The following is a 12333-nucleotide window of genomic DNA, read 5'->3' as shown; positions in this document are numbered from 1 at the left end:
ACACTCAATTCAGGGATACCTGACTCTACGCAGGGAAGATTGCGGCGAGTGTCCAAACCCGCAATACCCAGATCGGATACCGATCGGTAGCCGCCTTTCCGGTGACCGCAATCACTGCGACAGTTACGTTGCGCGCATACCACCCGGCGGTCGGTGGCCGACTCGGCTATAAAACGCATAGTAAGCCCGGCGGTGAGGGAGGAACCACGTGCGAGTCGTCCGGTTTCCCGCGAGACCCACCCGCGTCGCCGACGACATCCGGGCGGCACTCACCTCGCTGGGCAGAGGCGACGACGTCATCGGTGGGGTGGCGGTGCTGGGTGTGACGCCGCCCGACTCCGACCTCGAAGTCGACGCCGTGCTGGTGCTTCCCCACGGGGTCCTGATCGTCGTCGGCGTCGACCTGCCCGATCCCGCCATGACCCTCACCGCCCCGTTGAACGGCGAGTGGAAGGCCGACGGCTGGCCCCTCGTACGTCACGGAACCGACGCCCCCGAGGGAGCGACCGGTCAGGACCACTCCAACCCGGGGATGACGGCGCTCGCACTCGCAGGCCGCTTCGCCGACCGGGTCCACGCCACGGACCCCACCATCGGAGTCGGTGTCGTCATCGCGGTCGGCCCGTACGTGGAGACCGTCGAGCAACCGCCCGAGGACCTCGCGGGCCCGGTGCGCGTGGTCTACCCGACGGCGTCCTCGTTCCTGACGGCCACGACGGCCCTCCCGACGCCCCCACGGCCGCTGACGACGGAGCAGGCACGGGCTGTCCTCCGCGACCTCGCTCCCACCGCGACGAGTCTCGACGACACCGCGTTGACGGCCGAGGGGTTCGCCGCGCCGGACACGCCGGAGGCGACGGCCGCGACGGACCCGAACGGGCCGTCGGCGCAACCCGTGCCGAACTCCGACACCCCGCCCTCGTCCACGCCCACGCCCTTGTCCGCGCCCGCGTCGCCTGCCGGTGACCGGCGCCGCTCGTTCCGTCGGCACACCGCTCTGGCGTCCGCCGTACTGCTCGTCGTCGCGGCCGTCGTCGCGATCGTCGTCGTGAGCTCGCAGGACGCTCCCACCCCGGCCTCCACCGAACCGGCCACGGCCGAGACCGGCGGCGTGCGCTTCAACCTGGTGGCTCGGGACGTCGCGACGGCGTGCGAGCCGCACCATGCCGTGGGTGACGTGCAGTCGTTCCTGCTCGACCACGGCTGCGTCGAGGTGGTCCGCACCAGCTTCAGGACCACCCTGGAGGGGCGTGCGGTCTCGGTGTCCGTCGGTGCGGTCACTTTCCCCGACGCCGCGCTGGCCGGTGAGTTCGAGCGGCTGGCCCGTACCCCCGGCACGGGCGTGCTCACCGACGTGGCGAGCGAGACGGGCCGGTGGACGGGCGCCGCTCCGACGTTCGAGGATGCCACCTACACGACCCGGCGGGACGGGACGACGGTTCGGACGGTGCTGGCCCAAACCGACAGTGCGGCGGAGGACTCCGCGGGGGACCTGGCGTTCCGCGTCGCTCAGGCCGCGCTCGACCTGCCGCTGCGGTGAGGCGGACCGTCCGTGCTCACAGGCCGTACTCCTCCAGCAGTCGCAGCCACACCTCGCTGATCGTGGGAAACGCCGGTACGGCGTGCCACAGCCGCCGCAACGGCACCTGCCCGACCACGGCGATCGTGGCAGCGTGCAGCAGTTCGGCGACGTCCTGGCCGACGAACGTCGCTCCGAGGACCACCTCCCGGTCGGTGTCCACCACCAGCCGTGCCCGTCCCTCGTAGCCGTCGGCGTGCAACGAGGAACCCGACACGGCGATGTCGAGCTCCACGGCGCGGTGCGCCGGCTCGGCGGGTTCCGCCAGCCCCACGGTCGCCACCTCGGGATCGGTGAACACCACCTGTGTGACGGCGTGGTGGTCGGCCGTCGCGGCATGGTGGGTCCACGGCTCCGGACACACCTGTTCGCCCCGAGCACGGGCGGCGACGACGTCGCCCACGACGCGCGCCGCGTACTTGCCCTGGTGCGTCACCGGCGCGCGGCCCGTGACGTCGCCCGCCGCGTAGAGCCACCTCCCGTCCACTCCCGACACCAGGCCGGTGTCGTCCACCGCGAGGGGACGGCCCGGTGTGAGGCCCACCTGCTCCACACCGAGATCGGTCGTGGCGGGGCGCCGCCCCGTGGCCACGAGCAGCCGCTCCGCCGTGACGGGCTCGCCGCCGTCCAGGTCGATGCGCACGCCCTCGCCGACCACCGACACACGCTGGGCGTCGACCCCGAGCCGGACCCGTACACCGTCGGCCCGCAGTCCCTCGGCCACCGCCTCACCGGCGAACCGCGGCATCCTCGCCAGCAGCCGGTCACCACGCACGAGCAGGTCCACGCGAGCACCCAGGCGGGCCCACGCCTGGGCCATCTCCACGCCCACCACGCCACCGCCCAGCACCGCCAGGGATTCGGGCACCCTCGACGCCGACGTGGCGTCCCGTGACGTCCACACCGGCACGTCCGCCAGTCCCTCCACGTCCGGGATCACCGGCGCGCTGCCGGTACACACCACCACCGCCTGGGTGGCCCGCAGGACGGCGCCGCCGTTCACGGTGACCTCGCGCTCACCCGACAGCCGGGCCCGGCCCCGCACGATGGTGACCCCGGCGCCTTCGGCCCACTCGAGTTGCCCACCGTCGTCCCAGTGCGACACGAACGCGTCCCGGCGCGCGAACACAGCGTGCTCGTCGATCCGGCCATCGCTCGGGACACCCGGCACCCGCCGCGCCGCGGCCAGCGCGTTCCCGGGCCGCAGTAACGCCTTGCTCGGAACGCACGCCCAGTACGAGCACTCGCCACCGAGCCGTTCGTGTTCCACCAGAACGGTGCGCAGACCACCGCGCACGGCCCTCGCGGCGGCGTTCTCGCCGACCGGTCCTCCGCCGATCACGACGACGTCGACAGTCCGGGGAAGTTCGTCCACAGTGCGCTCCGCCATACCTCCGTAAGCGCACACCACCCCGTTGCGGGCCGCAACCGGAGCCTGCGAAGGCACCGCCGCGTGGGCGCTATCCTTTCCGGCGCACGAAGGTTCGACGGTAGCTGGTGGAGGCGGGCACTTGGCCAGGAACACAGCGATCCACACGGTGGACGACATCACGGGCGAGCCGGCCCGGGAAACCGTGTTCTTCGCTCTCGACGGTGTCGGCTACGAGATCGACCTCACCGCCGAGCACGCGGACGACCTCCGCGACATCCTCCGGCCCTACATCGAACACGGCAGGCGTACGGGAGGCCGTAGGCACCGGCGCAGGCTGATCGAGGGGCCGACACCGGTCCGGCAGGCGCCCACCCGGTTCCAGCCCAGGCCCGCCAGCCGTCGGGTGAGCGCCGGGTCCCGCTCGGAGCAACCCGAACGGACGGCGCGTCAGGTCCGGCGTGGTGCGGCCACGACCACACGGCAGGCCCCTCGGGAGCCGGTGGCGCCGAAACCCACCCGGCGACGCCCGCCGCGAGGTACCAAGGCGGCCGCACCCTCTCCGGTGCCGTCTCCGGTGCCCACGGTGACGTTCTCCGCGCCCGCGAGCTGAGCTCAGAGATTCTTGAGCTCGTTGACCACCTCGGACACCGACGACTTCGCGTCGCCGAACAGCATGGTGGTCTTCGGGTCGACGAACAGCTCGTTGTCGACACCGGCGAAACCCGCGCCCATCGACCGCTTGAGCACGATGACCGACCGGCTCGACACCACGTCCAGGACGGGCATGCCGTAGATCGGAGAACCGGGATCCGTGCGGGCCGCCGGGTTGACGACGTCGTTGGCGCCGATCACCAGTGCCACATCGGTCTGCGGCAGCATCGCGTTGCTCTCCTCAAGGCCCTTGAGCGACTCGTACGGCACGTCGGCCTCCGCCAGCAGCACGTTCATGTGCCCCGGCATCCGGCCCGCCACGGGGTGCACGGCGTAGCTGACCTCCACTCCCTTGCCCTCCAGGAGGTCGGCCATCTCCCGCACCGAGTGCTGGGCCTGGGCCACGGCCAGCCCGTAGCCGGGTACGACGACGACCCGGTTGGCGTAGGCGAGTTGGATGGCGGCGTCTGACGCGCTCGTGGAGCGCACGGGCCGGTCGTCGGTGTGCGCGGTTGCCGAGGCCACCGTCGCCCCGAAGCCCCCGGCGAGGATCGACACCAGCGACCGGTTCATCGCCTTGGCCATCAGGTTGGTGAGGATCGAACCGGATGCGCCGACGAGCATGCCCGCCACGATGAGGGCCGTGTTGTCGAGCGCGAGGCCCATCGCGGCGGCCGACAACCCCGTGGCCGCGTTGAGCAGCGAGATCACGACCGGCATGTCGGCCCCGCCGATGGGCAGCACCATGAGCACGCCGAAGAACGCCGACGACACGAGGACGCCGATGACGAGCCACCCCGACGTGTTGCCCGCCATGACCGTGATCGAGTAAGCGGCCGCGGCGGCGATCGCCACCGCGGTGAGCGGGCGGTGCAGCAGCCCGATGGTGACCGGCTGGGTGGGCAACCAGCCCTGGAGCTTGCCGAACGCCACCAGCGATCCCCAGAACGACACGGAGCCGATGATCGCGGCGAACAGTGACGCCACGGCGACGTACAGGGGCAGACCGAAGTAGCCGGCGGTGTCGCGGAACTCGGCCCACGCGATGAGCGCCACGGCACCACCGCCTACGCCGTTGAACAGCGCCACCATCTGCGGCATCGCCGTCATCTTCACCCGGCGTGCCGCGGGGACGCCCACGGCCGTCCCCAGCACCAGGCCGAGCACGATCAGCCACCAGTCGCTCATGCCGGGCAGCAGCAGCGTCGAGGCGATGGCGACGACCATGCCCGCCGCCGCGGTCCAGTTACCGCGCACCGCCGTCCTCGGGTTCGTGAGGCCCATGAGTCCGAGGATGAACAGCGAGAACGCGACGAGGTACCCGACGGCGGCGACCGTGGTCATGAGCGCGCTCCTCGCGACGGCTCGGAGTCACCGGACGAACCCGGTTTCCGCTTGAACATCCCGAGCATCCGGTCGGTCACCAGGAAGCCGCCGACGACGTTGATCGTGCCGAACGCGATGGCGATCACGAGCAGGACCCTGTTGAGCACGCCCTCGGTGCCGAGTCCCAGAACGATGAGACCACCGAGCAGCACGATGCCGTGAATGGCGTTCGTGCCCGACATCAACGGCGTGTGCAGCGTGGTGGGAACCTTCGAGATCACCAGGAAGCCGACGAAGCCGGCGAGGACGAGCACGGCCAGGTTCTGCACCAGCATCAGTCGCCCTCCTCGTCGTTCGCGGTGACGCGGGCGCCCGCGAGGATCTCGTCTCCGGTGTCGAGTGCGAGGCCTCCCTCGTCGTCGAGCATCAGGCCGAGCAACTCCACGAGGTTGCGGGAGTAGAGGTCACTGGCGTGCACGGCACACTCCGAGGGCAGGTTGAGCGGCGAACAGATCGTCACGTCGTGGACCACCGTCTCCTCGCCGGGCACGGTGAGTTCGCAGTTGCCTCCGGTCTCACCCGCCAGGTCCACCACCACGCTGCCGGGCCTCATACCGCGGACGGCCTCGGCGGTGACCAGGGTCGGTGCGCGGCGACCCGGCACCTGCGCGGTGGTGATGACGGCGTCGAAGCCCGAGACCGCCTCGGTGAGCCGCCGCTGCTGCGCGGCGCGCTCGTCCGCCGTCAGTTCCCGCGCGTAGCCGCCCTCGCCCGGCGCCACGACACCGAGGTCGAGCCAGGTCGCGCCCACCGACCGCACCTGGTCGGCCACCTCGGGGCGCACGTCGTAGCCCGTGGTCCTCGCACCGAGACGTTTGGCCGTGGCGAGTGCCTGTAGTCCCGCCACCCCGGCGCCGAGGACGAGTACCGAGGCGGGGGCCACCGTGCCCGCCGCCGTGGTGAGCATGGGGAAGAACCGTGGGAGGCGCTCCGCCGCGAGCAGCGCCGCCCGGTACCCCGCGACACTGGCCTGCGACGAGAGCGCGTCCATGCTCTGTGCCCGCGAGATGCGGGGCACGGCCTCCACGGCGAACGCGTGGACGCCCGCCTTGCGCAGAGCCGTGATCTCCTCGACGTGTGTTGCCGGGGCGAGGAAGCCGATCAGCACCGACCCCGGGGAGAGCCGGTCCACGTCGGAGGTGCTCGGCGGAGTCACCGTGAGCACGACGTCGGCGGTCCAGGGATCACCCAGCTCGGCGCCCGCGGCGCGGTAGTCGTCGTCACTGTGCCACGCTCCCGCGCCCGCCCCCGGCTCGCAGACGACCCGCAGTCCCCGCGCGGTCAGCTGCTCGACGTGGGTCGGTACGAGAGCCACCCTGCGCTCCCCCGGTGCGGTCTCGGCGACCACCCCGATACGAACCGGCGTCGGTGTGTCGACCACTGGCGACCTCCTCGGCGGCGAGTACGACGGCGGACCCGCTCTCCCGCTACGGTATTCACCTCACGTGATCCATGCCACAGCGAAGACGGCGGGGAGAGCTTCCGAACGGCTACCGTCGAGGCATGTACTCCACGGAGATCGAGATCAAGACCGGTTCACAGGCCGTGGTGCACGACCTCACCGCCGACGCCCGGCGCTTCCTCTCCGAGGCGGACGCGCGCGACGGCCTCCTGCACGTGTGGGTACCGCACGCCACCGCGGGAATCGCCGTGATCGAGACCGGGGCGGGCAGCGACGACGACCTGCTCGCGGCCCTCGACGACCTCCTGCCGAAGGATGACCGGTGGCGCCACCGGCACGGCAGCCCTGGGCACGGCCGCGACCATGTGCTGCCCGCGTTCCTCCCGCCGTACGCCACGGTGCCCGTGCTGGACGGCTCGCCCGCGCTCGGCACCTGGCAGTCGATCTGCCTCGTCGACACCAACGTCGACAACCCCACGCGCCGCGTGCGTCTGTCCTATCTGCCGGGCTGAACGGGGCACACGCGCGGACGGCCGGGGCCGCGCCGACGTCAGCGCGTGGGAGTCACCACCGTGGTCTCCCGCTCGCTTTCGGGGACCGTCCGCAGGCTGGCCAGCAAGCGGGCCATCTTCTCCTTCGAGAGCGCCCCGGGCCCGCCCTGAGCGTCGTAGGCCACCAGGACCGGCGTCGACCCGCCCGACGGCACCTCGACCGCGAGCGCGCCGACCAACGCCGTGTCCGGCAGGCACTGCCCGCCGGAAGCGGACACGCTCACCTCGGCGAGGACGAGTTCCGCATCCCCGGCCCTCCCCTCGATCGACACCTCGACGGATCGCTGCTCGACCAACTCGACGGTCGGCTCCGACCCGCCGTCGGGCGTGTAGGCGCGGCGCGCGAGTTCCTCGACCGTGGCGACCGCCGCAGCGGCGGCATCGTCGCCCGGCGTCGCCGTCATGCCACTACCGCCGCGTTGGACGTCCTCGTCGCGGTCACAGAACCCCTCACCGACCAACGCGCTCGTCACGAGAGCGAATCGGGAACCGTCCGACTCCCATCCGTGCACCATCCCCGGTTCCGGCACCCAGTCCGGTGGCACGTCGTAGGCGTAGACGCCCTCGGTCTGCACTACCGGCTGCCACCCGGACACCGCTGCGGGGACGACGACACGCGTCTCCGGCATCCGCCTCGGAGCCACGGCCGCGTCCGCGGGGGCGCCGTCCGACGTCGCCTCGTGGCCGCTGTCCGTGTTCAGGCTGATGACGGCGGAAACGACGCCGAAGCCGACGACGTAGACGAACCACCCGAGCAGTCTGGACGACGGTAACGGGAGTCCGCTCCGTCGGCGCGCTCGTCGGGGCGGGAGGGCCTCGGGTGGCTCCGGGAGTGCCGGTCCGACGGGCGGATTCGATCCCGAGGGTGTCGGGGTGTGCGGTGACACCCCGACCGTCGGCGGTGTCGGCTCGGCCGGCTCGTATCCGCCGAACCCCTTGAGCGCGGCCCGGTCCTCGTAGCCGTACGGTCGACTGCTACGTCTGCGGAACCACCCCATAAGGGTGAGAGTTTACCGGCGCACGAGCTCCAGCAGATGGTCCACGACCGAATCCACGGCGACATCGGTGCGCTCACCCGTGGCGCGGTCCTTGACCTCGACGACGCCCTTGGCCAGACCACGACCGACGACCACGATCGTCGGGACACCGATCAGTTCGGCGTCGGCGAACTTCACGCCGGGAGTGGCCTTACGGTCGTCGAGCATAACCCGCACGCCCTGTTCGGACAGCGCCGCGGCGATCCGCTCACCGCCCTCGGCGATGCTCTCGTCCTTACCCGCGACGACCACGTGCACGTCGGCGGGCGCCACCGCACGCGGCCACACCAGGCCCAGTTCGTCGTGGTGCTGCTCGGCGATCGCCGCCACGAGCCGCGAGACCCCGATGCCGTACGAGCCCATCGTGACGCGGACCGGCTTGGAGTCGGGGCCCAGCGCGTCGAGGGCGAACGCGTCGGCGTACTTGCGGCCGAGCTGGAAGATGTGACCGATCTCGATGCCGCGCGCGGCCACCAGCGTGCCCTTGCCGTCCGGGGAGGCGTCCCCCTCCCGCACCTCGGCGGCCTCCACGGTGCCGTCCGGGGTGAAGTCACGCCCGCACACCAGGTCCACGACGTGGTGGTCGGGCTTGTCCGCGCCCGTCACCCACGCGGTGCCGCGCACCACGCGCGGGTCCACCAGGTACCGCACGCCGTTGGCCTGCAGCGCTCCGGGCCCGATGTAGCCCTTGACGAGGAAGGGGTTGGCCGCGAAGTCGGTGTCCTCCAGCAGTTCGACCTCGGCGGGTTCGAGCGACGCCTCCAGCCGCTTCATGTCGACCTCGCGATCGCCGGGCACACCGACGCCGAGCAGCTTCCAGTCCTTCTCCCCCGGCATGCGCGTCTTCACCAGGACGTTCTTCAGCGTGTCGGCGGCGGTGAAGGTCCGGCCCATGCCGGCGTCGTTGAGGAAGTCCACCAGCGTCTCGATGGTGGGCGTCCCCGGCGTGTAGTGCACCTGCGCGGCCGGCTTGTCTTCCACGGACTGCTCGGGCGGCGCGGGAGTGACCACGGCCTCCACGTTGGCCGCGTAACCCGACTCGGTGCTGCGGACATAGGTGTCCTCACCCGTCTCGGAGACGGCCAGGAACTCCTCCGAGGCCGAGCCGCCCATGGCGCCGGACGTGGCCGAGACGACGACGTAGTCCAAGCCCACCCGGTCGAAGATCCTGATGTAGGCGTCGCGGTGGAGCTGGTACGACCGCTGCAGTCCCTCGTCGTCCAGGTCGAACGAGTAGGAGTCCTTCATGACGAACTCGCGACCGCGCAGGATGCCCGCGCGGGGGCGCGCTTCGTCGCGGTACTTCGTCTGGATCTGGTAGAGGATGACCGGGTAGTCCTTGTACGAGGAGTACTCGCCCTTCACCGTGAGCGTGAACAGCTCCTCGTGCGTGGGGCCGAGCAGGTAGTCGGCTCCCTTGCGGTCGACGAGGCGGAACACGCTGGGGCCGTACTCGGTCCAGCGGCCCGACTTCTCGTACGGCTCCTTCGGCAGCAGGGCGGGCAGCTGGATCTCCTGCGCGCCGATGGCGTCCATCTCCTCGCGCACGATCGCCTCGATGTTGCGCAGCACCCGCAGGCCCAGCGGCAACCAGGAGTATCCGCCCGGAGCGACCCGCCGCACGTATCCGGCCCTGGCCAGCAGTTTGTGGCTGGGCACCTCGGCGTCGGCAGGGTTCTCACGCAGGGTGCGCAGGAACAGTGACGACATCCTGGTGATCACGGTGTTCTCCTTGGCGTTTCGGCACGGGACTGCCCGGAAAAAAGGGTGTATCGAAGACTAGTAGGCACCTTCCGAGCTGCCGCAACCGGGATTTGTCGGTGCCCGTCACTACCGTCGCGCCATGACACTGTCGCTGGAGAACGTCACGATCGACTGCACCGACCCTCGCGTGCTGGCCGGTTTCTGGACGCAGGCCCTGGGCTGGACGGTGACCGTCGACTTCGACGGGGAGTACCTGGTGCTGTCCTCGGCCGACGAGAAGGGCACGTCACTGTCCCTGCAGCGCGTGGCCGAACCGCGGCAGGGCAAGAACCGGGTGCACGTCGACCTCGCCGCCGACGACCGCGGAGCCGAGGTCAGGCGGTTGGTCGGGTTGGGAGCCACCGAGCTGGCCGAACACGAGGTCCCCGGCCTGACCTGGACCGTGCTGGCCGATCCGGAGGGCAACGAGTTCTGCGTCTCGCAGCACGACTGAGTCCCGGAAGTCCGAAAAGTCCGAGGAGGCCACGGCCGCGACGGGCTGGCCTGTGGTGACGCCTGCCGGCCGTTAGGCTGCCCGCCGTGCTCGTGTTGCTGCCTCCCTCCGAAACCAAGGCCGACGGTGGTGACGACCGCTGCCTCGACCTGGACTCACTCTCGTTCCCCGAACTGAACCCGGTACGGCGCAAGCTGGCCGACGCACTCGTGGAGCTGGCGGGCGACGTGCCTGCCAGCCTGTCGGCGCTGGGTCTGTCCGAGCGGCAGCGCGGCGAGGTGGAACGCAACGCGCGGCTGTGGTCGTCGTCGACGACCCCGGCCGTCCTGCGCTACACGGGTGTGCTCTACGACGCCCTCGGAGCGGACGGCCTCACCGGTGCGCGGCGGGAGCGGGCACACCGCCGTCTCGCGGTGGCCTCGGCCCTGTTCGGCGTGGTACGGGCGGATGACCCGATCCCCGCCTACCGGCTGTCGGGCGGCTCCACGCTGCCCGGCATCGGATCGCTGCGCTCGGTGTGGCGGCCGGTGCTCGAACCGGTGCTGGCCGACGTCGACGAGCTCGTCGTGGACCTGCGTTCGGGCGCCTACGCCTCCCTCGCCCGCATCCCCGGCGCGGTGACCGTGCGCGTCGTCACCGAGGACGCGCACGGCCGCCGTAAGACGGTCAGTCACCACAACAAGGCCCACAAGGGCAGGCTCGCCGCCGCGCTCGCCACCACCGCGGCCGAACCGACGACCCCGAAGGACCTCGTCGAGGTGGCCAGGGCCGCGGGCATCCCGTGTGAGCAGGTGTCCGAAACGGCCCTGGAGGTCGTCACCGGCGCGTGAACCGCTCCGGGCTCACGGCGTCGAGCGCGGTCTCCGGCTGCTCGCCCAGCACCACCTGCGCCGCGAGCCGCCCCGCGTACGGCGCCACCGTGAGCCCCGAGGGTCCGAAACCGGTGGACAGGACCACCTCCGGGTGTCCGTCGAGGGCACCGATCACCGGCAGCCCGTCCGGCGTGGCGGGGCGGAATCCGACCCGCGTCTCGGCGAGCGTCGCCGTGGCGAGTCCCGGTGCGACGCGGAGCGCGTGATCGAGTACCTCACGCTGACCCTCGGCCGTGACGCGGTCGTCGAAGCCCGATCCCGTCTCCCGCGTCGCCCCCGCCACCACCCGGGAGCCGGGGAAGGCCAGCAGGTAGTGGCCCGTCGGGGGCAGCACCACCGGCCACGCCGACGTGTCCGTACCGGGCAGCTCGAAGTGGCTGATCTGCCCCCGCTGCGGCTCGACCGGGACGTCCACCCCGAGCGCTGCCAGCACGGCCGGACTCCACGCCCCAGCCGACACGACCACCGCGTCGGCGTCCACCCGCTCCCCCGCGACCACGACTCCCCGGACCTTCCCGTCCGAGGTGACGAGTTCCGCCCGGCCGCTCAGCCCGCGCGTCCCGTGCCGTTCGGCCGCCCTCAGCAACGCCGCTCGCAGGGCTCTGCCGTCCACGCGCCCGGCGCCGGAGACGTGCACGGCACCGAGGTCCGCGGCCAGTGGAGGGAACAACGCACGGGCCTCCGCCGGGCCGAGCACGTTCACCTCTCCGAGTTCCGGCCACCGCTGTGCGCGCCGCGAGAGTCGTTCGGCCACCTCGGTCAGCGCGGTACCGTCGTCCGAGACCACCAGCCCACCGACGATCTCGAACGACGTGTCGGGTTCGCCGTCGTCGGCGAGCTCACCGATCAGGGTCGGGTAGTAGGCGCCTGCGCTCCCCGCCACCGAGAGCTCGGCCTCTCCGGCCCGCCGCGACGTCCACGGGCAGATGATGCCCGCCCCCGCCGAGGTCGCCGCCCCGCTCTCGCGTGCGTCCACCACGACGGTCTCCACCCCGCGCCGGGCGAGGTGGTAAGCGCACGACGCTCCCCCGATGCCCGAACCGATCACGATCACTCGCATGGCCGCAAGCCTCGCAATACCGGCGGCGGGCGAGCAAGGTCTTTCCCCGCGCTGCTCGGCTGCCAGCGGCACGCGCGTGATCTCGGGTAGACTCGTCGTGCACCGTCCGGCCGCCAGTGCCGCATCACGGTGCGATTCATCCCGTCAACGGCGCGTTCACGCGCCGGGTTCGTCCTTGGTCACGCCCACCGCAATCCGTCGCGGCCTGCCTCAAACCGGGCAGTCG

General features: G+C 71.5%; 12 protein-coding genes. 5 read left to right on the top strand and 7 right to left on the bottom strand.

What is annotated here, in order from left to right; translation table 11 throughout:
* Positions 1 to 208 precede the first annotated feature (208 nt).
* Entirely contained in the window at positions 209 to 1540 is a 1332-nt protein-coding gene (locus tag SACCYDRAFT_RS05840) for a hypothetical protein (RefSeq protein ID WP_005454469.1), read from the top strand.
* 16 nt (positions 1541 to 1556) lie between these two features.
* Here the strand turns inward: SACCYDRAFT_RS05840 and SACCYDRAFT_RS05835 are convergent, their stop codons facing one another.
* A complete protein-coding gene (locus tag SACCYDRAFT_RS05835; RefSeq protein WP_043536203.1) occupies positions 1557 to 2969 on the bottom strand; it encodes a dihydrolipoyl dehydrogenase family protein in 1413 nt (470 codons plus the stop codon).
* A gap of 121 nt (positions 2970 to 3090) precedes the next feature.
* Between SACCYDRAFT_RS05835 and SACCYDRAFT_RS05830 the strand changes: the two genes are divergently transcribed.
* Positions 3091 to 3561 carry an Lsr2 dimerization domain-containing protein gene (locus tag SACCYDRAFT_RS05830; protein WP_005454467.1) on the top strand — a complete coding sequence of 157 codons (471 nt, stop codon included), beginning with the start codon at positions 3091 to 3093 and terminating at the stop codon, positions 3559 to 3561.
* 2 nt (positions 3562 to 3563) lie between these two features.
* Here the strand turns inward: SACCYDRAFT_RS05830 and SACCYDRAFT_RS05825 are convergent, their stop codons facing one another.
* Genes SACCYDRAFT_RS05825 through SACCYDRAFT_RS05815 form a run of 3 tightly spaced genes read right to left on the bottom strand, consistent with a single transcriptional unit; the run spans position 3564 to position 6369 of the window.
* Complete coding sequence (locus SACCYDRAFT_RS05825; protein ID WP_005454466.1) at positions 3564 to 4946, bottom strand: NAD(P)(+) transhydrogenase (Re/Si-specific) subunit beta; 1383 nt, start codon at positions 4944 to 4946, stop codon at positions 3564 to 3566.
* Positions 4943 to 5263 (bottom strand): NAD(P) transhydrogenase subunit alpha, encoded by a 321-nt coding sequence (locus tag SACCYDRAFT_RS05820; RefSeq protein ID WP_005454464.1) that lies wholly within the window; start codon positions 5261 to 5263, stop codon positions 4943 to 4945. Before SACCYDRAFT_RS05820 ends, SACCYDRAFT_RS05825 begins: the two co-directional genes overlap by 4 nt.
* Positions 5263 to 6369 (bottom strand): NAD(P) transhydrogenase subunit alpha, encoded by a 1107-nt coding sequence (locus tag SACCYDRAFT_RS05815; RefSeq protein ID WP_005454463.1) that lies wholly within the window; start codon positions 6367 to 6369, stop codon positions 5263 to 5265. The genes SACCYDRAFT_RS05820 and SACCYDRAFT_RS05815 overlap by 1 nt, the downstream gene beginning before the upstream one ends.
* A 122-nt stretch (positions 6370 to 6491) precedes the next feature.
* Between SACCYDRAFT_RS05815 and SACCYDRAFT_RS05810 the strand changes: the two genes are divergently transcribed.
* Complete coding sequence (locus SACCYDRAFT_RS05810; protein WP_005454462.1) at positions 6492 to 6902, top strand: secondary thiamine-phosphate synthase enzyme YjbQ; 411 nt, start codon at positions 6492 to 6494, stop codon at positions 6900 to 6902.
* Positions 6903 to 6940: 38 nt separating this feature from the next.
* Here the strand turns inward: SACCYDRAFT_RS05810 and SACCYDRAFT_RS26765 are convergent, their stop codons facing one another.
* Positions 6941 to 7585 (bottom strand): hypothetical protein, encoded by a 645-nt coding sequence (locus tag SACCYDRAFT_RS26765; protein WP_232283780.1) that lies wholly within the window; start codon positions 7583 to 7585, stop codon positions 6941 to 6943.
* Positions 7586 to 7951: 366 nt separating this feature from the next.
* Positions 7952 to 9700, bottom strand: coding sequence for a proline--tRNA ligase (locus SACCYDRAFT_RS05800; RefSeq protein WP_005454460.1), 1749 nt, complete (start codon positions 9698 to 9700; stop codon positions 7952 to 7954).
* A gap of 121 nt (positions 9701 to 9821) precedes the next feature.
* Between SACCYDRAFT_RS05800 and SACCYDRAFT_RS05795 the strand changes: the two genes are divergently transcribed.
* Together SACCYDRAFT_RS05795 and yaaA are read left to right on the top strand one after the other, a co-directional pair.
* Positions 9822 to 10175, top strand: coding sequence for a VOC family protein (locus tag SACCYDRAFT_RS05795; protein WP_005454459.1), 354 nt, complete (start codon positions 9822 to 9824; stop codon positions 10173 to 10175).
* A gap of 86 nt (positions 10176 to 10261) precedes the next feature.
* Entirely contained in the window at positions 10262 to 11005 is a 744-nt protein-coding gene (gene yaaA / locus SACCYDRAFT_RS05790) for a peroxide stress protein YaaA (protein WP_005454458.1), read from the top strand.
* On the opposite strand, the gene SACCYDRAFT_RS05785 is transcribed toward yaaA, so the two are convergent.
* Positions 10992 to 12107, bottom strand: a complete 1116-nt coding sequence (locus SACCYDRAFT_RS05785; protein WP_005454457.1) for an NAD(P)/FAD-dependent oxidoreductase — start codon at positions 12105 to 12107, stop codon at positions 10992 to 10994. The genes yaaA and SACCYDRAFT_RS05785 overlap by 14 nt on opposite strands.
* Between the last annotated feature and the right edge of the window lie 226 nt (positions 12108 to 12333).

Source organism: Saccharomonospora cyanea NA-134, from assembly GCF_000244975.1.
GTDB lineage: Bacteria > Actinomycetota > Actinomycetes > Mycobacteriales > Pseudonocardiaceae > Saccharomonospora > Saccharomonospora cyanea.
Note: the sequence above shows the minus strand (reverse complement) of the source record. Positions and strands in the feature narration are given on the sequence as shown.